This window comes from Amycolatopsis sp. NPDC045836 (assembly GCF_056431745.1).
In genome coordinates, this window is sequence record NZ_JBWKKF010000030.1 from 1 (window position 1) to 23,092 (window position 23,092).

Annotated in this window: 23 protein-coding genes and 1 rRNA gene; 17 read left to right on the forward strand and 7 right to left on the reverse strand. The window is 70.8% G+C overall.

Features of this window, described 5'->3' with window-relative positions; all coding sequences use genetic code 11:
* Together rrf and AC07EG_RS36040 are read left to right on the forward strand one after the other, a co-directional pair.
* Positions 1-92 (forward strand): 5S ribosomal RNA (gene rrf, locus AC07EG_RS36035); the annotation flags it as partial.
* Between the two features lie 307 nt (positions 93-399).
* Positions 400-1,032 carry a hypothetical protein gene (locus AC07EG_RS36040; RefSeq protein WP_478257742.1) on the forward strand — a complete coding sequence of 211 codons (633 nt, stop codon included), beginning with the start codon at positions 400-402 and terminating at the stop codon, positions 1,030-1,032.
* 64 nt (positions 1,033-1,096) lie between these two features.
* On the opposite strand, the gene AC07EG_RS36045 is transcribed toward AC07EG_RS36040, so the two are convergent.
* Together AC07EG_RS36045 and AC07EG_RS36050 are read right to left on the reverse strand one after the other, a co-directional pair.
* Positions 1,097-2,446: a DUF6801 domain-containing protein gene (locus AC07EG_RS36045; protein ID WP_478257743.1), complete on the reverse strand. Its 1,350-nt coding sequence runs from the start codon at positions 2,444-2,446 to the stop codon at positions 1,097-1,099.
* A gap of 84 nt (positions 2,447-2,530) precedes the next feature.
* Entirely contained in the window at positions 2,531-3,160 is a 630-nt protein-coding gene (locus AC07EG_RS36050) for a DUF6801 domain-containing protein (RefSeq protein ID WP_478257744.1), read from the reverse strand.
* Between the two features lie 412 nt (positions 3,161-3,572).
* Here AC07EG_RS36050 and AC07EG_RS36055 point away from each other — a divergent pair, with 412 nt between their 5' ends.
* Positions 3,573-4,556, forward strand: a complete 984-nt coding sequence (locus tag AC07EG_RS36055) for an RCC1 domain-containing protein (RefSeq protein ID WP_478257745.1) — start codon at positions 3,573-3,575, stop codon at positions 4,554-4,556.
* Here the strand turns inward: AC07EG_RS36055 and AC07EG_RS36060 are convergent.
* Both AC07EG_RS36060 and AC07EG_RS36065 read right to left on the reverse strand, forming a co-directional pair.
* Positions 4,537-5,532, reverse strand: a complete 996-nt coding sequence (locus AC07EG_RS36060) for an LLM class flavin-dependent oxidoreductase (RefSeq protein WP_478257746.1) — start codon at positions 5,530-5,532, stop codon at positions 4,537-4,539. The two genes, AC07EG_RS36055 and AC07EG_RS36060, sit on opposite strands and share 20 nt — an antisense overlap.
* 36 nt (positions 5,533-5,568) lie before the next feature.
* A complete protein-coding gene (locus AC07EG_RS36065) occupies positions 5,569-7,698 on the reverse strand; it encodes a HelD family protein (protein ID WP_478257747.1) in 2,130 nt (709 codons plus the stop codon).
* A gap of 120 nt (positions 7,699-7,818) precedes the next feature.
* Between AC07EG_RS36065 and rsmD the strand changes: the two genes are divergently transcribed.
* From rsmD to AC07EG_RS36115, 10 genes are all read left to right on the forward strand, one after another.
* Entirely contained in the window at positions 7,819-8,379 is a 561-nt protein-coding gene (gene rsmD / locus AC07EG_RS36070) for a 16S rRNA (guanine(966)-N(2))-methyltransferase RsmD (protein WP_478257748.1), read from the forward strand.
* Positions 8,380-8,389: 10 nt separating this feature from the next.
* Complete coding sequence (coaD, locus tag AC07EG_RS36075) at positions 8,390-8,872, forward strand: pantetheine-phosphate adenylyltransferase (protein ID WP_478257749.1); 483 nt, start codon at positions 8,390-8,392, stop codon at positions 8,870-8,872.
* 78 nt (positions 8,873-8,950) lie between these two features.
* Positions 8,951-9,352: a guanyl-specific ribonuclease gene (locus AC07EG_RS36080; RefSeq protein WP_478257750.1), complete on the forward strand. Its 402-nt coding sequence runs from the start codon at positions 8,951-8,953 to the stop codon at positions 9,350-9,352.
* Positions 9,353-9,475: 123 nt separating this feature from the next.
* Entirely contained in the window at positions 9,476-10,192 is a 717-nt protein-coding gene (locus tag AC07EG_RS36085; RefSeq protein ID WP_478257751.1) for a flotillin family protein, read from the forward strand.
* An 86-nt stretch (positions 10,193-10,278) separates the two neighbouring features.
* The gene (locus AC07EG_RS36090) at positions 10,279-10,872 is read left to right on the forward strand and encodes a YceD family protein (protein ID WP_478257752.1); all 594 of its coding nucleotides are present in this window, start codon (positions 10,279-10,281) and stop codon (positions 10,870-10,872) included.
* A 69-nt stretch (positions 10,873-10,941) separates the two neighbouring features.
* Positions 10,942-11,124, forward strand: a complete 183-nt coding sequence (gene rpmF, locus AC07EG_RS36095; protein ID WP_478257753.1) for a 50S ribosomal protein L32 — start codon at positions 10,942-10,944, stop codon at positions 11,122-11,124.
* 16 nt (positions 11,125-11,140) lie between these two features.
* The gene (gene rnc / locus AC07EG_RS36100) at positions 11,141-11,887 is read left to right on the forward strand and encodes a ribonuclease III (protein WP_478257754.1); all 747 of its coding nucleotides are present in this window, start codon (positions 11,141-11,143) and stop codon (positions 11,885-11,887) included.
* The gene (mutM, locus tag AC07EG_RS36105) at positions 11,871-12,737 is read left to right on the forward strand and encodes a bifunctional DNA-formamidopyrimidine glycosylase/DNA-(apurinic or apyrimidinic site) lyase (protein ID WP_478257755.1); all 867 of its coding nucleotides are present in this window, start codon (positions 11,871-11,873) and stop codon (positions 12,735-12,737) included. The genes rnc and mutM overlap by 17 nt, the downstream gene beginning before the upstream one ends.
* Before the next feature lie 88 nt (positions 12,738-12,825).
* Positions 12,826-13,149: a PadR family transcriptional regulator gene (locus AC07EG_RS36110; protein ID WP_478257756.1), complete on the forward strand. Its 324-nt coding sequence runs from the start codon at positions 12,826-12,828 to the stop codon at positions 13,147-13,149.
* Positions 13,146-14,333, forward strand: coding sequence for a DUF1700 domain-containing protein (locus AC07EG_RS36115; RefSeq protein WP_478257757.1), 1,188 nt, complete (start codon positions 13,146-13,148; stop codon positions 14,331-14,333). Before AC07EG_RS36110 ends, AC07EG_RS36115 begins: the two co-directional genes overlap by 4 nt.
* A gap of 67 nt (positions 14,334-14,400) precedes the next feature.
* Here the strand turns inward: AC07EG_RS36115 and AC07EG_RS36120 are convergent, their stop codons facing one another.
* The 3 genes from AC07EG_RS36120 to asnB form a co-directional block, all read right to left on the reverse strand.
* Positions 14,401-14,916 carry a YflT domain-containing protein gene (locus tag AC07EG_RS36120; RefSeq protein WP_478257758.1) on the reverse strand — a complete coding sequence of 172 codons (516 nt, stop codon included), beginning with the start codon at positions 14,914-14,916 and terminating at the stop codon, positions 14,401-14,403.
* 257 nt (positions 14,917-15,173) lie between these two features.
* Positions 15,174-16,478 (reverse strand): ROK family protein, encoded by a 1,305-nt coding sequence (locus tag AC07EG_RS36125; protein ID WP_478257759.1) that lies wholly within the window; start codon positions 16,476-16,478, stop codon positions 15,174-15,176.
* 95 nt (positions 16,479-16,573) lie between these two features.
* Positions 16,574-18,412, reverse strand: a complete 1,839-nt coding sequence (gene asnB, locus AC07EG_RS36130; protein ID WP_478257760.1) for an asparagine synthase (glutamine-hydrolyzing) — start codon at positions 18,410-18,412, stop codon at positions 16,574-16,576.
* A 342-nt stretch (positions 18,413-18,754) separates the two neighbouring features.
* Here asnB and kdpF point away from each other — a divergent pair, with 342 nt between their 5' ends.
* From kdpF to AC07EG_RS36150, 4 genes are read left to right on the forward strand one after another with little or no spacing between them, the layout of a single operon-like run.
* Positions 18,755-18,844, forward strand: a complete 90-nt coding sequence (kdpF, locus tag AC07EG_RS36135; RefSeq protein ID WP_478257761.1) for a K(+)-transporting ATPase subunit F — start codon at positions 18,755-18,757, stop codon at positions 18,842-18,844.
* On the forward strand, positions 18,844-20,505 hold the full coding sequence (kdpA, locus tag AC07EG_RS36140; protein WP_478257762.1) for a potassium-transporting ATPase subunit KdpA: 1,662 nt from the start codon (positions 18,844-18,846) through the stop codon (positions 20,503-20,505). Before kdpF ends, kdpA begins: the two co-directional genes overlap by 1 nt.
* Complete coding sequence (gene kdpB, locus AC07EG_RS36145; protein WP_478257763.1) at positions 20,502-22,511, forward strand: potassium-transporting ATPase subunit KdpB; 2,010 nt, start codon at positions 20,502-20,504, stop codon at positions 22,509-22,511. The genes kdpA and kdpB overlap by 4 nt, the downstream gene beginning before the upstream one ends.
* A gap of 5 nt (positions 22,512-22,516) precedes the next feature.
* A complete protein-coding gene (locus AC07EG_RS36150; protein ID WP_478257764.1) occupies positions 22,517-23,092 on the forward strand; it encodes a potassium-transporting ATPase subunit C in 576 nt (191 codons plus the stop codon).

The window sequence follows — 23,092 nt, forward strand, 5'->3', positions numbered from 1 at the left end:
CGCCCGGTCCCATTCCGAACCCGGAAGCTAAGCCTGCCAGCGCCGATGGTACTGCACTCGAAGGGGTGTGGGAGAGTAGGACGCCGCCGAACTCAGCGTGCAGTACAGGAGCGGGGCTTCGGACCAGTGATGGTCCGGAGCCCCGCTTCTTGCTGTCCGGGGTCCGAGGAGCCGGCGGCTCGTGTTGGACGCCCCGCCGTGCGGCCGACCGGGCCCCAGCGGGGCCACCCCGGCGGGCGCACCCTTGAACCGCCGTGACAATTCCGGCTCCGGCATTTGTGCAAAATTGAGCAAAGAATAGTCGTCGCAATTGTGGTGTCTTGTATTGCGGGCGCTGGCAGAACTAGCATACTCGTCAGTAAGTTGCACTTCCGCCGACCCCCGAACAGAGGAATTGCGATGTCGAAACTGTTGTCCAGGTTGCGCAGACCCGCCGCGGTGATGGCGATGACGGCCGCCGTGTTCGGCGCCGGTGTGCTGGCGGCGGCGCCCGCCTCGGCGGCGACGTTCAAGGTCCAGTACCCGGTCTCCGGCGAGTCGGTGGTGAAGAAGACCGGCAGCGCGCTGCCGCTGGGCCCCGGCACCCTGGACACCACCGTGACCACCAAGCCGGGTGGCGGTGACCTCACCGGCGTGCTGAACATCCCGCCCGCCAAGGCCTCGTTCCACGTCCTGGGCTTCATCCCGGTCAAGGCCACGGTCACCATCATCCCGACCGGCCCGGTCTCCGGTGAGCTCATCCAGGGCGTGGTCACCACGCACGCCGACGCCTACATCCAGCTCAGCGACATCTGGATCGCCGGCATCTTCTACACCCCGGTCGGCAACGAGTGCAAAACGCAGACCCCGGTCGGCATGGACCTCAAGTCCGAGGGCGACTTCACCATTTTCAACGGCGGCACGGTTTCCGGGACATACACCATTCCCGAATTCAAGAACTGCACCGTTTTCGCCCCGTTGCTCAGCTCGCTGGTCTCCGGACCGGACAACACCATCAAGCTGAAGCTGGGCAAGGCGACCAGCCTGCCCTGATCCACCCGCACGGCCAGAAGGCCCGCCCTCCCGGAACCGGGACGGCGGGCCTTCTGCCGTGCGCCTACTTGCCGACGGTCTTGAGCACCAGGGTCACCTGGTTGCCGTCACCGGAGATCAGCCCGGTGATGATCGGCGACATGTCCTCGACCACCCCGCAGCCGGTGAACGGCGGGATGGTGAAGCCCCGCTGCTCCGGCAGCGGCGCGTCCGGGTTGGTGCCGATGGTGCCACCAGAGGTCACCAGGTACTGGCCCCACAGGTGCAGGGTGATCTTGCCGCTGCGGCAGTCCGGGCCGACGTCGTACGGCTTGCCGTTCATCTCCACGTTGCTCACCCGCAGGTAGACCTCGGTCTTCGCGAACAGCATGCTGTCCGGCTTCGGGTAGGTGCCCTCGGTGAAGGTGAGCTTGCCCTCCGGGTCGTTGGCGGGCAGGAACTCCGCCAGGCCGGTCACCGGCAGGAAGTCGAAGGCGTAGAACGGGGTCTTCGCGGGCGGGAGGGCCACGTCACCGCGGATGCCCGCCGGGTTGATGTAGGACCCGCCGTTGACCATCAGCCCCGGCCCGATGACCACCTTGGCCCCGGTCTTCGCCACGGTCGACTCACCGTTGATGTACTGCGCGGTCAGCGGGAAGTTCGGCGCGGCCATGATGCCCGGACCGGCCTCGGCGGCCTGCGCACCCGGAGCGGACGGCAGGCCCGGCAGCACGTCTTCGGGGGAGGGCTGACCCGGCAGGGGTGCCGTTCCCGGTGGTGGCACGGGCTCGCCGGGCAGCAGGACCGCCACCGCGCCCAGCAGGAAGTCCTGCTCGGGGGCGGGTTCGCACAGCGATTCCACCGGTGCCTCGCCGAGCGGGGTGCCGTCGGCCGCGTGGGGGGTCAGCACGATCGACGGCGGGCCCGCCGAGACGATCAGCGAACCGGCCGCGGAGGTCTGCCACGGGGTGACCGTGCCGGTGGTCTTCACCGTCAGCGCGCCGGTCTCCGGGACCGGGGTCGCGGCCACCGGCAGCTCCGCGCTCGCCACCTCGGACTTCTCGTCCTGCACCCCGAGCAGGTTGGCGGTGACGGTGCCGTCGATCGAGGCCGGTCCGCCCAGCACGGGCCACAGCGTCTCGGGCAGCACCAGCTCCGCGTTGAGCGGGCCCGGCGTGATCGGCTCACCGACGAGCACCGAGCTGGGCAGCGTGGTGTCGATGGTGAGGTTCACCGCCTGCGGTTCGCTCGCCCCGAAGGTGCAGTCGTAGGTGAGCGCCAGCGACACCGGCGTGCTCTCCGCCGGTGCTTCGGGTGCCTCGGGAGCGGCCGAGCCGGCTCCGGTCAGCCCGCTGGTCAGCCCGGCCGCGAGCAGCGCGACGGCTGCTCCGGTGCCGAGCCGTTCCCGGAGTTCTTTCTGTGACTTCCGCGCCATCGCGTTCCTTCGCCGGAAAGCCGGAAACTCCGGTCACGCGTCGGGGGCGTGACCGGAGCACCGGGGGAGATTCTTGCCGTTGGCTCAGCCGATGGTCAGCGACGGCGTGAACGCCGCGTTCTGCCCGTCGTTGAGCGTGCAGTCGAAGGCTTCCGGACCCTGCCACTCGGGGGTGGCGTTGGTGTAGTGGAAGTCCAGCGACGCCGAGAAGGTTTCGCCGAGCGCGGCGGTCAGCACCTGGCCGGTCGAGCCCGCGGTGATGGCGGGCACGGTCGAGCTGGCGGTCTGGGCCGCGTTGACCGGGAACGCCGCGTCCGGGTCGGCGACGAACTGCTCGGCCACCCCGAGGTCGGTCACGTTGACCGTGCTCGGGGACCCGTTGGTCACGCCGACGCTGGCGTCCGCGCTGCCGCGGACACCGTCGATGCCACCGAGGTAGTACAGCGCGCTGACCACGTCGGCCGGCACGGTGGCCACCGCCGTCACGCCGTAGGCCTGGAAGGTGCCGCCGCCGGAGATCGAGCTCGGGCCCTGGAAGGTGGCCTGCACCTCGAGGAGGTTCTCACCGATCAGCGGGTAGTTGCAGGTGTAGGTCAGCGTCGCGCTGCTGTACGCCTGGTCCGCCAGTGCGGTCCCGGCACCGGCCACGGTCAGGGCCAGAGCCATGCTCACGGTCGCCGTACCGGCGAAGAGTCTGCTGAATCGTCGTGACATTTGCGATAATCTCCTCAATCGTTCTGCTGTTCCGCGTCAAACGCGGACACGGCGGGCGCTCGCCGATTCTTCGGCGGCCGAGTAAAGTGGAGATCGATCCCGGGTAGAGCTGATGCCGGACGGCAGAGTCCCCCTTTTTTACCGTCCGTTCTCGGGTTACCCGCTAGTAGATTACGAGCGTGTGTCCTGGTGAATCAAGGGCTGGCCAAGAATCCAGGGCAAACTCGGCTGCTGTATCGGTGAATTTGTCACCCGCGCCGGATCCGCAATCCAGGCTTTGTCACCAGCGTATGAAAAACGGCCTCCGCGACCGCGACCGTCCGTGTTCGGCCGGGCTCTGCCGTAAAGTCGGGTGGTCTTCTACCCAAGCGGCGCTGGGCCGAACGGCCGCAGGTGATGGTCCGGAGGAACAATGCGGAAATCGGCTTCGCTCGTGGTGGGCGCGCTGGGGGCGGGGCTGCTGCTGGCCGGTGCGCTGACCGCGGTGTCGGTGGAACCCACCGGCACCGCGCCGCCCCCGGCCACGCCGCCGCCCTCGTCCGCACCCCCGGTCCAGGCCGCCGCGGCGGCGGACGGCACGGGCGGGGTGATCGGCTGGGGCAACGGCCTCTGGCAGCAGCGGCCGGTACCGGCCGGGCTGACCGCCGGGGTGGCCGAGGTCGAGGTGGGCGGGGTGCACGCGCTCGCGCGCAAGGCGGACGGCACGGTCGTCGCCTGGGGCAACAACACCTACGGGCAGACCGCGGTGCCCGCGGCCGCGAACGGCGCGTCCGCCCTCGCCGCGGGCTGGGGTCACAGCCTGGTGCTGAAGAACGGCGGGGTGTTCGGCTGGGGCAACGACTGGTTCGGCCAGCTGGAGGTGCCCGAGGCGGCCAAGTCCGGGGTCACCGACATCTCCTCGAAGGGCTTCCACAACCTCGCCCTCAAGCAGGGCGGGCAGGTGATCAGCTGGGGGTTGCGCGACGACGTGCCGCCGGCCGCGCAGTCCGGGGTGACCGCGATCGCCGCGGGCGGTGACCACAACCTGGCGCTGAAGAACGGCGGGGTCATCGCCTGGGGCGGCAACGAGTGGGGGCAGACCGACGTGCCCGCCGCGGCGAAGTCCGGGGTCACCGCGATCTCCGCGGGCTGGGAGCACAGCCTCGCGCTGAAGTCCGACGGCACGGTCGTCGCGTGGGGCAACGACGAGTACAAGCAGCTGACCGTGCCACCCACCGCCGCCACCGGGGTGCTCGCCATCGCGGCGGGCTGGACGCACAACGTCGCGCTGCTGCCGGGTGGCAAGGTCGTCGCCTGGGGGCACAACAACAGCAGCTCGCTCGCCGTGCCCGCGACGGCGGGCTCGGGGGTGTTCGCGCTCGCCGCCGCCGACCGGTTCAGCCTCGTACTGAAGTGACCAGTTCGTAGGAGCGCTTCCGGTCCTCGTCGCCGTGCACCATGGTGGTGATCATCAGCTCGTCGGCGTCGGTGTCCTCGAGCAGCGCCTCCAGGCCCTTGCGCACGGTCTCCGGTGAACCGAGCACGGTGGTGCCGAGGCGTTCCTCGACGAACATCGTGTCGATCTCGGTGTACGGGTAGGCCGCGGCTTCCTCGGGCGTGGGCAGCGGGATCGGCCTGCCGCGGCGCAGGCTGAGGAAGGTCAGCGCGCTCGGGCCGGCCAGGTAGCGGGCGTGCTCGTCGGTGTCGGCGGCCAGCACCGAGACACCGAGCATCACGTAGGGCTTGTCGAGCACTTCGGACGGCCGGAACGACTCGCGGTACAACCGCACCGCGGGAATGGTGTTCTCGGCGCTGAAGTGGTGCGCGAAGCTGAACGGCAGGCCGAGCGCCCCGGCGAGCTGGGCGCTGAACCCGCTCGAGCCGAGCAGCCACACCGGCACCCGGTACCCCTCGGCGGGGAAGGCGCGCACGGCACGGCCCTCACCCGGCTCGAAGTAGGTGCGCAGTTCCTGCAGCTTCTGCGGGAAGTCGTCGGCGGACAACCCGGCCGGGCCGCGCAGGGCGAGCGCGGTGCGCTGGTCGGTGCCCGGCGCGCGGCCGATGCCGAGGTCGATGCGCCCGGGGTGGAACGCCTCGAGCATGCCGAACTGCTCGGCGATCACCAGCGGTGCGTGGTTGGGCAGCATGACGCCGCCGGAGCCGACGCGGATGCGCTCGGTGGCCGTGGCGATGTGGCTCATCAGCACCGAGGTGGCGGAGCTGGCGATGCCCGGCATGTTGTGGTGCTCGGCCACCCAGTAGCGGTGGTAACCGAGGCGCTCGGTGTGCTTGGCCAGCTCGACGCTGCTCAGCAGCGCGGCCCGCGCGTCCGATCCGTCGACGATCGGCGCCAGGTCGAGCACGGACAGGGGCACTTCAGACAGGGAACTCACGTCCGTGGTCAACGCACCCGGACCGCGAAAGCTTCCCTACGGCAACCACGAGGGGTCGGACGCGAGCACGGTCAGCTGCTGGGTGGCGCGGGTCAGCGCCACGTACAGCACCCGCCGCCCGGTGGACGACTCGGTGATCAGTTCGGCCGGTTCCACCAGCACCACCGCGTCGTACTCCAGGCCCTTCGAGTCGAGGCTGCCGACCACCTTGAGCCGTTCGTCGGCCTGCCCGGCGAGCCACCGCTCCACCTCGGGCACCCGGTCCATGGCGCAGATCACGCCGACCGTGCCCTCGACCGCGCCCATCAGCTCCTTGGCCGCCGCCTGCACCGAACTCTCCCACGCGGCCGGGTCGACCGGGCGGACCTCGGGCTCCAGCCCGGTGGTGCGCACGGCCTTCGGCAGTTCGCCGGCCTCGGCCTGGTTCGCCACCACCTTCGCCGCCAGGTCGAAGATCTCCGCCGAGTTCCGGTAGTTCGTGCGCAGGGTGAACCGCCGGTGCGCGGTGCCCCGGCCGAACGCCTGCTCCCGCGCCTGCGCGGCCTCCGGCGGGTCCGGCCACGAACTCTGCACCGGGTCGCCGACCACGGTCCAGCTCGCGTACTTGCCGCGCCGCCCGACCATGCGCCACTGCATCGGCGAGAGGTCCTGCGACTCGTCGACCACGATGTGCGAGTACTCGTCGTAGTGCTCCGGCCGCTGCGGGCCGCTGCCGGTGCTGCCGCGGGCGACCGGCGCGGCGTCCAGCTCGACCGGCTGGGCGCGGCGGCGGCGCTTCGGCGGCGGGCCGAGCAGCACGCGCAGCTCGTCGAGCAGCGCGATGTCGGCCACCGACCAGCCCGTGCTGCGGTCGGCCAGCGAACCGGCCAGCAGGGTGATCTCCTCGCGGTTGAGCAGCCCCTTGCCCACCCTGGCCAGGCGCTTCTCGTCACCGAGCCAGCCGAGCACCTCGGCCGGGTGCAGGATCGGCCACCAGACCACCAGGAACCGGTGGAAGTCGATGCGCTCGCCCAGTTCGGTGATCAGCTCGGCCCGGTCGGCGGTGCGGCCGTCGGCCTTGGCGTGCTCGTCGGCCTTGTCGGCGAGCGCTTCGAGCAGGGTCTCCGCGGCCCGCACCCGGGACCGGTTCGGCGGCCCGCCCTGGGTGTGCACCTTGCGGCGGACCTTCTCCAGCTCCTTCGCGTCGAGCTTGAGCACCTCGCCCTTGTAGACGATGCGCATCTCGGTCTGCGCGTCCGGCGGGGTTTCCCGCATGGCGCGCGCGAGCAGCTTGCGCATCCGCGACGAGCCCTTGACCGCGGCGAGCCGGGCGGGGTCCTGGTGGGTGCCGGTGGCGCCGTCGAGCAGCTCGCCGAGCGCCCGCAGCTCCACGTTCGTCTCACCCATCGCGGGCAGCACCCGCGAGATGTAGTTGGTGAACACCCCGGACGGGCCGACCACCAGCACCCCGGCGCCGCCGAGCTGGCGGCGGTGGCGGTAGAGCAGGTAGGCGGCGCGGTGCAGGGCGACCGCGGTCTTGCCGGTGCCGGGACCGCCGGTGATCTCGGTGACCCCGCGCCACGGCGCGCGGATGACCTCGTCCTGCTCGCGCTGGATGGTGGCGACGATGTCGCGCATCTTCTCGCCGCGGGACCGGCCGAGCGCGGCCATCAGCGCGCCCTCGCCGACGATCTGCATGTGCTCCGGCACGGCTTCGGCCATCAGCACGTCGTCGTCCACGTCGAGCACGGTCTGCCCGGAGCAGCGGATCACCCGGCGGCGCACCACGTCCATCGGTTCCTCGGCGGTGGCCTGGTAGAACGCGGCGGCGGCCGGCGCGCGCCAGTCGGTGACCAGGTTGTCGAACTCGGCGTCGCGGATGCCGAGGCGGCCGACGTAGACCGGCTCGTCGTCCGAGGCGTGGTCGAGCCTGCCGAAGACCAGGCCCTCGTACTCCGCGTCGAGCGTCTGCAGGGTCTGGTTGGCGTGGTAGACCATCATGTCCCGCTCGAAGAGCATGGACGCCTGCTCGAACACGGCTTCGCGCTGGGCGCCGTGGCCGAGTTCGTAGCCCTTGGCGCGCATGGCCTCGGCTTGGCGCCGAAGTTCCGCGAGACGGGTGTAGACCCGATCGACGTGGGTCTGTTCGATGGCGATCTCGGCCCGTCTGACCCGAGGTTCCGACACGCAGCGCTCCTACAGCTCACTCGCCGGGAAGGGGAAGAACGACAATACGCGTCCCCGTCGCGGGGTACAGCCGGTGCTGCCCGAAAACACCGCCCGGAAACCCGGTGCGACCATTCCGGGGTGACCAGGATCGTGGCGGGCACCGCCGGTGGCCGGAAGCTGAAGGTGCCGCCGAAGGGGACCCGGCCGACCTCCGAGCGGGTGCGCGAAGCCCTGTTCAACGCCCTGGAAGTGGCCGGTGAGCTGGCGGGAGCCCGTGTGCTCGACCTCTACGCCGGCACCGGGGCGCTGGGGCTGGAGGCCCTTTCGCGGGGTGCCCGCGAAGCGGTGTTCGTCGAAGCGGACCGGCGCGCCGCCGACGTGCTCCGCGGCAATGTGACCACCCTCGCACTGGGTGGCGGGGTGCGCCACGGCAAGGCCGAGACGGTGCTCGCCGCCGGTGCCGACGCGCCGTTCGACCTGGTGCTCGCCGATCCGCCGTACGACCTGGGCGCGGCGCAGCTGGCGGCGGTGCTCGGCGCACTGGTCGACGGGGGCTGGGTGGCCGGGGGCGGGCTGGTGATCGTCGAGCGGGCGCTGCGCGACGGGGAACCGTCCTGGCCGGACGGCCTGGAGCCGTTGCGCACCAAGCGCTACGGCGACACGGCGCTGCACTGGGCCGAATTCACCGGGAGTTGGTAGCGTCCGCGTCATGCGGCGCGCGGTCTGTCCCGGCTCCTACGACCCGGTCACCCTCGGGCACATCGACGTCTTCGAGCGGGCGGCCAAGCTGTTCGACGAGGTCGTGGTCACGGTGATGGTGAACCCGAAGAAGCACGGCCTGTTCTCCATCGGGGAGCGGATGGAGCTGATCACCTCGGCGGTCACCGGCATGCCCAACGTGCGGGTGGACTCCTGGCAGGGCCTGCTGGTCGACTACTGCCGGGAGCACGACATCGTGGCCATCACCAAGGGCCTGCGCGCGGTCAGCGACTTCGACTACGAGCTGCAGATGGCGCAGATGAACCACCGCCTGACCGGGGTCGAGACGCTGTTCATGCCGACGAACCCGGAGTACAGCTTCCTGTCCAGCTCGCTGGTCAAGGAGGTGGCTGCCTACGGCGGTGACGTCTCGCACCTGCTGCCCGAGGTGGTGCACACCAAGCTGCTGGAACGGCTCGCCGAGCAGCGTTAGGCCGTTCGGCTCCGGCCGCACGGACCGAGTTCACCCGCGTGTCTCCCGGCGCTCACGTGATCGGGCTACGGTTCGTGAATGATTAACCAAAAGTCGCGTCTCGCCGGTGTTCTCCTGGCCGTCCTGGTCGCCCTCTTCGGCGGGGCGGCCGCCGTTTCGGCGGCCCCGGTCACCGTGCAGGCCGAGTGCGGGGACACCGCCGGGTTCGAGCGGGTCCCGCTGGGCTCCCTGCCCGCCGAGGCGGGGGAGACCCACGCCCTGATCCAGCGGGGCGGGCCGTACCCGTACCCGCAGGACGACACCGTCTTCCAGAACCGCGAGCGGCTGCTCCCGCTGTGCGACCCCGGTTACTACCGCGAGTACACCGTGGAGACGCCCGGCAGCTCCGACCGCGGTGCCCGCCGCATCGTCAGGGGCGAGGGTGACGAGTACTTCTACACCGCGGACCACTACGAGAGCTTCGTGCTGGTCACCGCCTGAACCGGCGCGGGTCACCCGGCGGGCCCCTGACACGCCGGGTGACCCTCCTTCACGCCGTTCTACCCGGTGGCGGGGCAGACTGTGACGCGGCGAAGTGGGACGTTCTGCCGTGAGGGAGTTGCCGTGTACCGGGTGTTCGAGGCCCTAGACGAACTGGTCACCATCGTGGAAGAGGCACGCGGCGTGCCGATGACCGCCAGCTGCGTGGTCCCGCGCGGTGACGTCCTCGAACTGCTCGACGACGTCCGGGACGCGCTGCCCGGTGAGGTCGACGACGCCCAGGACGTGCTGGACAAGCGCGACGAGCTGATCGACAAGGCCCGGCACGAGGCGGAGACCACGGTCAGCGGGGCCAACGCCGAGGCCGAGCGCACCATCGCCGACGCCACCGCCGAAGCCGACCGGATGCTCGCCGAGGCCAGGGCCCGCGCCGAGCAGCTGGTCGCCGACGCGCACGCCGAAGCCGACCGCACGGTGGCCGCCGGGCAGGCCGAGTACCAGAACCTGACCGACCGTTCCCGCGCCGAGTCCGAGCGGATGATCCAGGCCGGCCGCGACGCCTACGACCGGGCGATCGACGAGGGCCGGGCCGAGCAGGCGCGGCTGGTCGCGCAGACCGAGGTGGTGCAGGCCGCGCACGCCGAGGCCGCCCGCATCGTCGACGAGGCGCACGGCGAGGCCGACCGCCAGCGCGCCGACTGCGACGCCTACGTCGACGGCAAGCTCGCCGAGTTCTCCGAACTGCTCGCCACCACGCTCCGCACCGTCGACTCCGGCCGCAACCACCTGCGTGCCCCGAGCGGCCTCGGCCGCAACACCGTCTACGACTACCAGGCGTGATACCGGCCGCCCGCGTCGCGTACAGTGTTGAGGTTGCGCACTCCGGTTCGAGTGCTGCCCAGTAGAACCTCGTAGCAGAGAGAGTCATGTCTGAAGACAAGAGCGCGCCGCACGTCGACGCGCGCAGTCCCTGGGTGCTCGACACCCGTGAACTCGGCCGCCGGGCCGGGCTCAGCCGCTCCGTGCAGCGCGAGGTCGAGGTCACCAAGCCGCTCGGCGTGCCCGACGTGATCGTGGTGCCCGAGGGCGCGAAGGTGGAGCTGGACCTGCTGCTCGAGTCCGTGGTCGAGGGCGTGCTGGTGACCGGCACCGCGGTGGCCCCGCTGTCCGGCCACTGCTCGCGCTGCCTCGACCCCATCGAAGACGAGGTCGAGGTCGACCTGACCGAGCTGTACGCCTACCCCGACTCGACCACCGAGGCGACCACCGACGAGGACGAGGTCATGCGCCTGGTCGACGACCGGATCGACCTGGAACCGGCGGTCCGCGACGCGGTGGTGCTCGCGCTGCCGCTGGCCCCGCTGTGCACCGAGGACTGCGCTGGTCTGTGCAGCGGGTGCGGGGTGAAGTGGGCCGATCTCGAGCCCGGACACGGGCATGAGACCATAGACCCTCGGTGGGCCGCGCTGGTCGAGCGTTTCGACGAGGACCCGGCGTCCGGCCCGGACAAGCAAGCCTGACGAGCGCCAGCTCGTAGACCGCAAGCATGCTCGCGCACGCGGGCAGATCGTGATTGAGGAGAACCAGTCGTGGCCGTCCCCAAGCGGAAGATGTCGCGTTCCAACACCCGCTCGCGCCGCGCCCAGTGGAAGGCCGCCCCGGTGCAGCTGGTGCCCTGCCAGAACCGTGCCTGCAAGGCCCCGAAGCCGCAGCACATCGCCTGCCCGACCTGCGGCCAGTACGACGGTCGTCAGGTCGTCGAGCCAGCCTGATCGAGGTAGCCAAGACATGGGGGGAAAGTCACCCACCGGTCCGGCTAGCGATCCGACGCCCCTGCTCGAGGCGCTCGGCGTCAACCTGGACGCCGAGCTGCTCCGGCTGTCCCTGACCCACCGGTCCTACGCGTACGAGAACGGCGGGCTGCTCCCGAACGAGCGCCTGGAGTTCCTCGGCGACGCGGTGCTCGGCCTGGTCGTCACCGACCACCTCTACAATGAGCACCCGGACCTGCCCGAAGGCCAGCTGGCGAAGCTGCGCGCGAGCGTGGTGAACATGCACGCGCTGGCCGGGGTCGCCCGCGGCCTCGGCGAGGGCGGGCTCGGCGCCCACCTGCTGCTGGGCAAGGGCGAGGAGCTGACCGGCGGGCGGGACAAGGCGAGCATCCTCGCCGACGGCTTGGAAGCCGTCATCGGTGCCACCTACCTCGCGCACGGCATCGAGACCGCGCGCAAGCTGGTGCACCACCTGTTCGACAACCTGCTCGCCGAGGTGCCGCTGCGCGGCGCCGGCCTGGACTGGAAGACCAGCCTGCAGGAGCAGACCGCGTCGGCCGGCCTCGGCGTGCCCGAGTACCAGGTCGAGGACACCGGCCCGGACCACCGCAAGGAGTTCAGCGCCAAGGTGATCGTCGCCGGGCGCACCCTGGGGCACGGGGTCGGCAGCACGAAGAAGGAAGCCGAGCAGAAGGCCGCCGAGGCGGCCTGGCGCACGCTCAACGAGGAACTCACCCAGCAGGGCGATGCCGGAACTGCCTGAGGTCGAGGTGGTCCGCGCCGGGCTGGAGAAGCACGTCGCCGGGCGCACCGTCGCCGAGGTGACCGTGCTGCACCCGCGCGCGATCCGGCGGCACGTGGCCGGCGCGGAGGACTTTTCCGGCAGGCTCGCGGGGGAGCGCGTGCTCGCCGCCCGCCGCCGGGGCAAGTACCTGTGGCTGGAGCTGTCCGGTCGCGACGCCGTGCTCGCCCACCTCGGCATGAGCGGGCAGATGCTGGTGCAGCCCACCGGCACCCCGGACGAGAAGCACCTACGGGTCCGGGTGCGGTTCGACGACGACGGCCCGGAACTGCGGTTCGTCGACCAGCGCACGTTCGGCGGCCTGGCGCTGGCCGATCTCGTCGACACCGAGGGCGCCCTGCTGCCCAGCACGATCGCGCACATCGCGCGTGATCCGATGGACCCGGAGTTCGACCCGGTGCGCGCGGTGAAGGCGCTGCGCTCCCGGCGCACCGAGGTCAAGCGTGCGCTGCTGGACCAGACCCTGGTTTCCGGGGTCGGCAACATCTACGCCGACGAGGCGCTCTGGCGGGCCCGCCTGCACTGGGCGCGCCCGGCCGACAAGCTCACCACCAAGCAGGGCGCGGCCCTGCTGCAGGCCGCCACCGACGTGATGAACGAGGCACTGGTGGCCGGTGGCACTTCGTTCGACGCGTTGTACGTCAACGTCAACGGCGAGTCCGGGTACTTCGACCGGTCGCTGGACGCCTACGGCCAGGAGGGCCGGGCCTGCCGCCGCTGCGGTACGCCGATCCGGCGTGACCCGTTCATGAACCGCTCGTCGTTCTCCTGCCCGCGCTGCCAGCCGAAACCGCGGCTGACCAGGGCCTGATCCCCGCTGTACCACCGGATGGCGCCCTCTTGTGCACACTACTGCGCAATGCGTGCTAGTGTTCGCGGCACAGGAGTGGAGGTAACCGGTGGAGATCAGTCAGCTGCTCAAGGGGGTGCTCGATCTCGCGGTGCTCGCGGTGCTTCGCGGGCACGACGGTTACGGCTACGACGTCCTCCGCCGGTTGAGACAGGCCGGGCTGGAGGAGGTCGGCGACGCGTCGGTGTACGGCACGCTGCGGCGGCTGTACAAAGCGGGACTGCTGACTTCGTACGTCGTGCCGAGCGAAGAGGGACCCCACCGCAAGTACTACAGCTTGAACGAGTCGGGGCGCCAGCGGCTGGCGGAGTCGGGGAAGACCTGGACCACCTTCGCCAAGACGATGGAGAGCCTGTTGGGAGAGGCAGCATGAGTACCCAGACTCCCGCCGTCGTGCGGGACTACCTGGCGAGGGTCCGGACCGCGCTGGCGGACCTGCCGCCCGCCGAGGTGGACGAGATCCTCGAGGACGTCCGCCCGCACCTGCTGGAGATCGGCGCCGAACTGGGGGAGGGGGGCACGCTCGCGGCGCTGACCGAGCGGCTCGGTTCGCCGGAGAGCTACGCCGCGGAACTCCGGGCGGCCGGCGACTACCCGTCGCCGGACCAGCCAGGGAGCCCGGGCAGCACCCACCTCGGTGCCCGGCTGGCGGTGTGGAGCCTGGCCGCGATGCTCGTCATCCTGGTGCCGTTCGGCGCGGTGACGGCGGCGAGCCTGTCCGCGGACGGGATGTTGTTCCTGGTGCCGACGGCCGCGGTGCTGATCGCGGGTGGCTGGTACCTGGCCCGGCACGGCGACGGTGCGCTCAGCCGGTTGCCGGAGCTGAAGGTGGTGCGCACCGCGGCGGGACGGGACTCGAAGGCGCTGGCGTACCTGAAGTCGCTGCGCCCGGCGTGGTGGCTGCTGTGCGCGGCGGTGCTGGTGGTGTTCGGCCTGCTGCTGTTCGTGGACGAGGGCCGCGAGGGCATGCTGGCGCTGGTGGCGCTGGCCGTGCTCGCCGGGGTGGTCGTCTGGTTCGGGCCGAAGTCGGTGACCGACCGGAAGTGGTTGTGGCTGAGCCTGCCGGTTTCGGCGCTGGTGCTGGGGGTTTCGCTGGGCCTGGTGTCCGAGGGGCTGTTCAAGGTGGCGAACGGGCGGTACGGGGGCTACCGCGGGGACTCGTACCGGACGTCGAGCACCGTCGACGGGCTGCCGGTGCTGAGCTACGGCGACACGCAGGTGGACAACGTCTACGCGTTCGACGCCCAGGGGGAGCCGCTGACCGACGTGTACCTGTTCGACCAGGACGGGAAGCCGATCACGCTGCCGCGGTACGGCTGTGAGCCCGGTACCGCTTCCCGGCAGCGCGTGGGGGCGGACAACCAGTTCCCGCGGCCGCAGATCGACCAGTACGGCTACGACGACCGGGGGATCCCCAACGGGTACAACGCCTACCGGCCGGGGTGCCGGGAGGTGCCCGGGGTGCCGTTCACCGCGGCGATCCCGAAGCGGGTGCCGCCGGCGGCTCCGGTGGTTCCGGCGGTTCCTTCGAGCACCGCACCGACGCCGACCGGCTGAGGGTGCGCGCGCGAGGCGAGGAGCGGGGGTCGGGGCCCGCTCCTCGCCTCACCTTGTCCTGTCGGGACTATCCGAAGTGGTTGAACGCGAGCTTGCTGAGCAGTTCGCGACCCTGCTCGGCGTTGCGCGGCTGGGAAAGCACGTCGTAGCGGCGGGCCACCAGCTGGCTGCTGGAGACGAAGTCGCGCTTGCCGCGCGTGGCGCCGTAGCCGATCGCCGAGAACACCATGCCGAAGCCGACACCGGAGACCAGGCCGATCAGGATCGGCGCGAACCCCGCGCCCGCGGTGAACATGCTCAGCAGCAGGCCGACGAACAGACCGAACCAGGCACCCGAGAGCGCCCCGCTGGTCAGCACCTTCCCCCAGCTCAACCGCCCGGCGACGCGCTCGACCAGCATCGGCTCCACACCGACGATGGTCACGTCCTCCACCGGGAACTTGTTGTCGGCGAGGTAGTCGACGGCGCGCTGCGCGCCCTCGTAGGAGTCGTAGGAACCGATCGGCCAGCCGCTGGGCAGGGTCGGCAGCTGCGGCGTGGCCGGCGTCTTGCTGAACGCGGTCTGCGAGAAAGCTGTGGTCATTGTTCTCACCTCTCTGCTCCTCACAACGCACTTACCCGCCTCGACATGCCCGGAAACGGGGGTTCACAGGCACTTCTCAGGGTGTGACGGGGGTCGCCCGGCGTTCTGGGCGGGGCCACCCCGGGTTTTCCTTCTCTTGCGCGGGTTTCGAAGATCGCTGGTCGCATGGGCGCCCGCCCGGTGTGCTGGCGGCTTTGCCGCCGGAGTTGTCTTTGCGTGGGCGCGAATGCGGGCGGCTGGACTGCCCGAACGTGGGGTCAGACGGCGGTGGGGAGGAGGAGTTCGGGCCGGCCGGCGGGCGAGCCGTCCGGGAGCCAGCGGGCGAAGAAGTCCGGGTCGAACAACTCGTCCAGGACCATGTGCGCCGCGCCGATCAGGCCGCCTTCCTCGCCCAGGCGTGCCTTGTCGATGCGTAGCTCCCTTGTGGACAGTGGGAGCGAGCGGCGGTAGATGGTTTCCCGGATGGTGGCCAGGAAGAGGTCACCGGCGCCGGCGATCTTGCCGCCCAGCAGGATGGTGGACGGGTTGTAGAAGTTGACCATGGTGGCCAGCATCGAGCCGATCCGCTTGCCGGCCGCGACCAGCAGGCGCACGGCCTGGTGGTCGCCCGAGCGCGCGGCGGCGGTGACGTCGGCGGCGGTGATGCGGCCCGTTTCGGCCAGTACCCGCGCCAGGGTTTCGCTCTGGCCGGTGCGTGCCAGTTCCTCGCCGTCCCTGGCCAGTGCCGAACCGCCCGCCAGAGCTTCCAGGCAACCGGTTTTCCCGCAGCGGCAGACGACCTCACCGGCCGGGCCCTCGTCGGCGACGGCGGCGTGGCCGATGTCGCCGGCGCAGCCCTGCGCGCCGCGGTGCAGCGAGCCGCCGTTGCTGATGCCCGCGCCGATGCCGGTGCCGATCTTGACGTAGAGCAGGTCACCGCCGTGCTCGTGCCCGCGGGCGGCCGGGTCGCGCAGCTCGCCGAGGCAGAGCAGGTTCACCTCGTTGTCCACCCACACCGGCGCGCGGTACTTGGTGCCGAGCCGGTCGCGCACCGGGTAGTTGTTCCAGCCGGGCATGATCGGCGGCTCGGACGGCCGCCCGGTGGCGAACTCGACCGGGCCCGGCAGGCCGAGGCCGACGCCCCAGATGCCGAGGTCCGCCGAGCCGTGCTCGGCCCACAGCTTGTCGAGCGTGGCTTCGACCTCGTCGAGCACGACCTCCGGCCCGGCCGCGATGTCGCAGTCGCAGTGCGCGACGGCGAGCACGGTGCCCGCCAGGTCGGTGATGCCCGCGATGAAGCTGGTGGCACCCAGCTCGGCGGTCAGGATGCGCCCGGCGTCCTTCCGGAACCGGAGCGTGCGCGCCTGGCGGCCACCGGTGGAGGGGTTGAGCTCCCCCTCCTCCAGCAGCCCGGCGTTCAGCAGCGTGGTGATCCGCTGGGTGACCGCGGTGCGGCCCAGGCCCGTCCACTCGGACAGGGCGGGCCGGGTCTGCGCCTGCCCGCTGCGGACCAGCCGCAGGAGCTTGCCGTAACTCGCGACCAGCTCGGAGTTCGGCGTTTCGCCTCCGGGCGGCTCTCCCATGGGATCCCCTTCTGCGTGACTCCTTTCATCATATACGTACGACCGTCACACTTCTGCATGGGAAAGACATTTCACCCGACGGGCACGGCTAAAGGTTAGCCGAGCGTAAGAGTTGGCCGGTATTCCTCGAACCAAGTCTGCAGTTCGAGCACCCGGTCCAGGCCGTGGCGCACCTCGGCGGTGACTTCCGCCGAGTCCAACTCCGCCGCCCGGGTCACCCATTCCCGGTCCGCCAGTTGGAACACGTCGGCGTCGCGCTCGGCCACCAGTTCCCGCGCCTGCTTCTGCAGCGCTTCGGCGTAGTGCGGGTCCTGCGTCGACGGGTACGGGCTCTTCACCCTGGAGACCACCGACTCCGGCAGCACGTGCTCGGTCGCGTGCCGCAGCAGGCTCTTCTCCCGGCCGTCGAAGGTCTTCAGCGACCACGGGGTGTTGTAGACGTATTCGACCAGCCGGTGATCGCAGAACGGTACGCGCACCTCGAGACCGACCGCCATCGAGGCCCGGTCCTTCCGGTCGAGCAGCGCCCGCACGAACCGCGTCAGGTGCAGGTGGCAGATCGTGCGCATCCGGCGCTCCAGCCCGCTTTCCCCATCGAGGTGGTCCACCTGGGCGACGGCGGTGCGGTACTGGTCGTCGATGTAGTCGTCCAGCTGCAGGCCGGCGGTGACCTCGGGCCGCAGCATCGCGGTCCGGCTGCCGGTCAGCTCCTGGTAGGCCAGCCAGGGGAACGTGTCGGCGTCGCGGGCGGCGGGGTCGTGGAACCACAGGTACCCGCCGAACACCTCGTCCGCCGATTCGCCGGACAGCGCCACCGTCGACTGCTCGCGGATGGCCTTGAACAGCAGGTACAACGAGGTGTCCAGGTCACCCATGCCACCCGGCAGGTCGCGGGCCCGCACCACCGCCCGCCGCACCTCGGGATCGCTCAGCGTGGACGAGTCGAGCACCACGTTCTGGTGCGCCGAGCCGACCAGGTTCGCCACGTCGCGGATGTAGGGCGAATCCGGGGTGGCGCGGATGCGGTCGGGCTGGAAGTTCTCCTCCTGGCCGGTGAAATCGACCGAGAAGGTGCGCAGCTGCTCGCCCTCGTTCGCCACGTACGGCGCGGCGAGCCCGGTGACCGCGCTGGAGTCCAGCCCGCCGGAGAGCAGCACGCACCGCGGCACGTCGGCCACCAGTTGCCGGTGCACGATGTCGGTCATCAGTTCGCGGACCTTCGCCACGGTGGCTTCCCGCGAATCCGTGTGCTCGGTGGCGGACAGCTTCCAGTAGGTGCGGCTGCGGATACCGCGGTCGTCGACGGTGACCGCGGTGCCCGGCTCCACCTCGTGCACGTCCTTCCACAGCGACCAGCCGGGCGTTTTGGTGAACGCCATCAGCCCGCGCAGGCCGTCGTAGTCGACTTCGCGCTTGGCCAGCGGGTTGGCCAGGATCGCCTTCGGCTCGGAGCCGAAGAGCACGCCGTCGCGGGTGGGGTGGTAGTACAGCGGCTTGATGCCCATCCGGTCGCGCACCAGGAGCAGTTTGCGGGTGCGCTCGTCCCAGACGGCGAAGGCGTACATCCCGTTGAGGTGCTCGGACACGCCTTCACCCCATTCCAGGTAGGCGTGCAGCACGACCTCGGTGTCGCTGCTGGTGGTGAACCGGTGCCCCTTGGCCGCCAGTTCTTCTCGCAGTTCGGTGAAGTTGTACGCCTCACCGCTGTAGACCAGCACCACCTCGCCGGACGGGGTGCGCTCGGTCATCGGCTGGCGCCCGCCGGGCAGGTCGATGATGGCCAGCCGCCGGTGCCCGAGCGCCGCGTGCGCACCCAGCCAGGTGCCGGAGTCGTCCGGGCCGCGGCAGGACATGGTGGCCGTCATCGCGGCCACCGCCTCGCCCCTGGTGCGCAGGTCCGATTCGTAGGAGATCCAGCCGGTGATACCGCACATGAGCCCGCCTCCTCAATTGCTTAGCTATGCGAAATATTCGTAACACCGTTGTAACTCGGCACGGCGGAAATGTCTGCCCGGTATGCCTGCTGCGCCCGAAGCGTCACCGCCGTTGTGGCCGGACTCACCACGCGTCAATAGCGCGTAAATGCCCGGGAAAAGCCCGTCAAGGACCCGTTAGGCGGAATCCATTCGTTCCGGTCGGCCGCGCATCGTTCGCTTTGGTCACCGAATCGGGTGACCCCGGATCGAGAGGTGCCCCTTGGCCGACTTGCTCTACGCCGTGCTGCTCATCGGCGTTTTCGTGCTGCTGGCGCTCACCCTGCGCGGGCTGGAGAAGCTGTGAGCCTGGCCAACGCCGTCGGCGGGGTGCTGGCCGCCGGGCTGCTGGTGTACCTGTTCGCCGCCCTGCTCAAGCCGGAGAAGTTCTGATGTCCGACACGACGGCCGGTCTGCTGCAGACCGGCCTGCTGCTCGTCGCCCTGGCGTTGGCCTACCGGCCGCTGGGCGACCACATCGCCAAGGTGTATTCCAGCGAGAAGCACCTCAACGGTGAACTGGTGCTCTACCGGCTGTTCCGGGTGAACCCCGGATCGCAGCAGCGCTGGCCCACCTACGCGCTCGGCGTGCTGGCCTTCTCGCTGGTTTCGGTGGTTTTCCTCTACCTGCTCCAGCGCCTGCAACCGCTGCTGCCGTGGGACCTGGGCCGCGGCTCGGTGGACCCCGGCACCGCCTTCAACACCGCGATCAGCTTCGTCACCAACACGAACTGGCAGTCGTACGTGCCCGAGGCGGTGCTGGGGCACGGGGTGCAGATGTTCGGGCTGACCGTGCAGAACTTCCTGTCCGGAGCGGTCGGCATGGCCGTGGCGGTCGCCTTGACCCGGGGTTTCGTGCGGGCGAAGACCGATCGGCTCGGCAACTTCTGGGTGGACCTGACCCGCGGCACCGTGCGGGTCCTGCTGCCGATCGCCTTCGCCGCCGCCGTCGTGCTGGTGGCGCTCGGGGTGGTGCAGAGCCTGTCGGCGGGGGTCGCGGTGACCGGACCCGACGGCTCCTCGTCGACCATCGCGCTGGCCCCGGCCGCCAGTCAGGAGGCGATCAAGGAACTGGGCACGAACGGCGGCGGCGTCTTCAACGCCAATTCGGCGCACCCGTTCGAGAACCCGAACTCGTGGTCGAACCTGGTGGAGGTGTTCCTGCTGCTGGTCATCCCGGTGTCCATGCCGCGCGCGTTCGGCGGGCTGGTCGGCAGCCACAAGCAGGGGTACGTGCTGCTGTCGGTGATGGGCGCGCTGTGGGCCGCCGTGCTCACCGTGTCGTGGCTCGGGGAGAACCACCCGAACGGCCCGGCGGCGCTGCTGGCCGGTGCCGCCACGGAGGGCAAGGAGCAGCGGTTCGGGCTCAGCCTGTCCGCGTTGTTCGCCACCAGCACCACCGGCACCTCCACCGGCGCGGTGAACGCGATGCACGACAGCTTCACCGGCCTCGGCGGCGGGGCCCCGCTGCTGCACATGCTCTTCGGCGAGGTGTCGCCGGGCGGGGTGGGCACCGGCCTCTACGGCATCCTGGTGCTGGCGATCATCGCGATGTTCCTGGCCGGGCTGATGGTCGGGCGCACCCCGGAGTTCCTCGGCAAGAAGCTCGGCCGCCGCGAGGTCACCTGCGCGGCGGTGGCGATGCTGGCCATGCCCGCCGTGGTGCTGCTCGGCACCGGCGCGGCGCTGCTGCTGCCGGGCACCACGAGCGCGATGGCCAACAGCGGGCCGCACGGCCTGTCCGAGGTCCTCTACGCCTACGCCTCCACCGGCAACAACAACGGCAGCGCGTTCGGCGGGCTCACCGTGACCGGCGGCTGGTTCCAGTCCTCGCTCGGCGTGGCCATGCTGCTCGGCCGGTTCCTCCCGATCCTCGCCGTGCTGTGCCTGGCGGGTTCGCTCGCCGCGCAGCGGAAGGTGCCGGTGACCGCGGGCACGCTGCCCACCACCGGACCGCTGTTCGGCTCGCTGCTCGCCGGCACGGTGGTGCTGGTCGCGGCGCTCACCTTCGTCCCGGCACTCGCCCTCGGACCCATCGCGGAGGCACTGGCATGAGCGTGTTCGGTCCGCGGCAGCTGCGGGACGCGCTGCCCGGTGCGGTGCGGAAGCTCGACCCGCGCCACCAGGTGCGGAACCCGGTGCTGTTCGTGGTCTGGACCGGCTCGGTGCTGGTCACCGCGTTCGCGGTGGCCGAGCCGAGCGTGTTCACCGCCTTGATCGCGGTGTGGCTGTGGTTCACCGTGTTGTTCGCGAACCTGGCCGAAGCGGTGGCCGAGGGGCGCGGCAAGGCGCAGGCGGAGTCGTTGCGGCGCACCAAGAAGGAGACCGTGGCGCGGCGGCTGTCCGCGGACGGTGCCGAGGAGCCGGTGCCGGGTGCCGAACTGCGCGTCGGCGACCTGGTGGTGGTCGAGGCGGGTGAGGTGGTCCCCGGCGACGGTGACGTGGTCGAGGGCATCGCGACGGTCGACGAATCGGCCATCACCGGCGAGTCGGCACCGGTCATCCGGGAGTCCGGCGGCGACCGCTCGGCGGTCACCGGCGGCACCACCGTGCTGTCCGACCGGATCGTCGTGAAGATCACCACCAGACCCGGCGAGTCCTTTGTGGATCGGATGATCGCGTTGGTGGAGGGTGCTTCCCGGCAGAAGACGCCGAACGAGATCGCGCTGACCACCCTGCTGTCCACGCTGACCGTGATCTTCCTGCTCGCGGTGGTGGCGCTGCAGCCGATGGCGGTGTACTCGGGCAGCGAGCAGTCGGTGGTGGTGCTCACCGCGCTGCTGGTCTGCCTGATCCCGACCACGATCGGCGCGCTGCTGTCCGCCATCGGCATCGCCGGGATGGACCGGCTGGTCCGGCGCAACGTGCTGGCGACGTCGGGGCGGGCGGTCGAGGCGGCGGGTGACGTGTCCACCCTGCTGCTGGACAAGACCGGCACGATCACCTTCGGCAACCGCCGGGCGACCGAGCTGCTCCCGGTCGGTGGGTCCACGGTGGCCGAGCTGGCGACGGTGGCCAGGCTCTCCAGCCTCGCCGACGGGACACCGGAGGGCCGCAGCATCGTCGAGCTGACCGGCAGCGCCGAACCCACCGGGGAGGAGCGGCTGGCGGAGTTCGTGCCGTTCACCGCGCAGACCCGGATGAGCGGGCTGGACCTCGGCGGCCGTGAGGTCCGCAAGGGCGCGGCGAGTGCCGTGCGCGCGTGGGTGCGCGAACGCGGTGGTGAGGTGCCGGACGAGATCGAGTGCATCGTCGACGAAGTCAGCAGGCAGGGCGGCACCCCGCTGGTGGTGGCCGAACACGTGGCGGGCGGCAGAGCCGTGGTGCACGGGGTGATCCGCCTGTCCGACGTGGTCAAGCCGGGGATGCGCGAGCGGTTCGCCGAACTGCGCTCGATGGGCATCAGGACGGTGATGATCACCGGGGACAACCCGCTCACCGCGAAGGCGATCGCCGAGGACGCCGGGGTCGACGACTACCTGGCCGAAGCCAAGCCCGAGGACAAGATGGCGTTGATCCACCGGGAGCAGGAGGGCGGGCGGCTGGTCGCGATGACCGGCGACGGCACCAACGACGCGCCCGCGCTGGCCGCCTCCGACGTCGGGGTGGCGATGAACACCGGCACGTCGGCCGCCAAGGAGGCGGGCAACATGGTCGACCTCGACTCCGACCCGACCAAGCTGATCGAGATCGTCGGCATCGGCAAGCAGCTGCTGATCACCCGGGGTGCGCTGACCACCTTCAGCGTGGCGAACGACCTGGCGAAGTACTTCGCCATCCTGCCCGCCATGTTCCTGGCGATCCACCCGCAGCTCGGCGCGCTGAACGTGATGGGGCTGGCCACCCCGGCGTCGGCGATCCTGTCCGCGGTGGTGTTCAACGCGCTGGTCATCGTGGCGCTGATCCCGCTGGCGCTGCGCGGGGTGCGCTACCGGCCGTCCAGCGCCGCGGCGCTGCTGCGGCGGAACCTGCTGGTCTACGGCGTGGGCGGGGTGGTCACGCCGTTCGCCGGGATCTGGCTGATCGACCAGTTCGTCCGGCTGATTCCGGGAATCGGGTGAGGATCGTGAAGAACCTGTTCAACCAGGCGGCCGCGGGACTGCGGGTGCTGCTGGTGATGACCGTGCTGCTCGGGGTGGCCTATCCGCTCGGGGTGTGGGCGGTGTCGCGCCTGCCCGGGCTCCAGGCCAACGCCGAGGGCTCGCTGCTCACGGAGAACGGGCGGGTGGTCGGGTCGGCGCTGATCGGCATCGACCCGGTGGCCGCCGATCCGGCCACCGACCCGTGGTTCCACACCCGGCCGTCGGCCACCGGCGACCCGTCCACCTCGGGCGGGTCGAACGAGTCGGGGTTCAACGAGGACCTCCTCGCCGAGGTCGGCGCGCGGAAGGCGGCGATCGCCGCCCGCGAGGGCGTCGCGCCGTCGGCGGTGCCCGCGGACGCGGTGACCGCCTCGGCCTCCGGGCTGGACCCGTCGATCAGCGTGGCCTATGCCGAACTGCAGGTGCCGCGGGTGGCCAGGAACACCGGCGTGCCACCCGATCGGGTGGCCGAGCTGGTCCGCGAGCACACCTCCGGCCTGCTCCCCGGGGTGAACGTGCTGCGGCTCAACCTCGCCGTGCGGCACGCCGCGGGGCGCTGA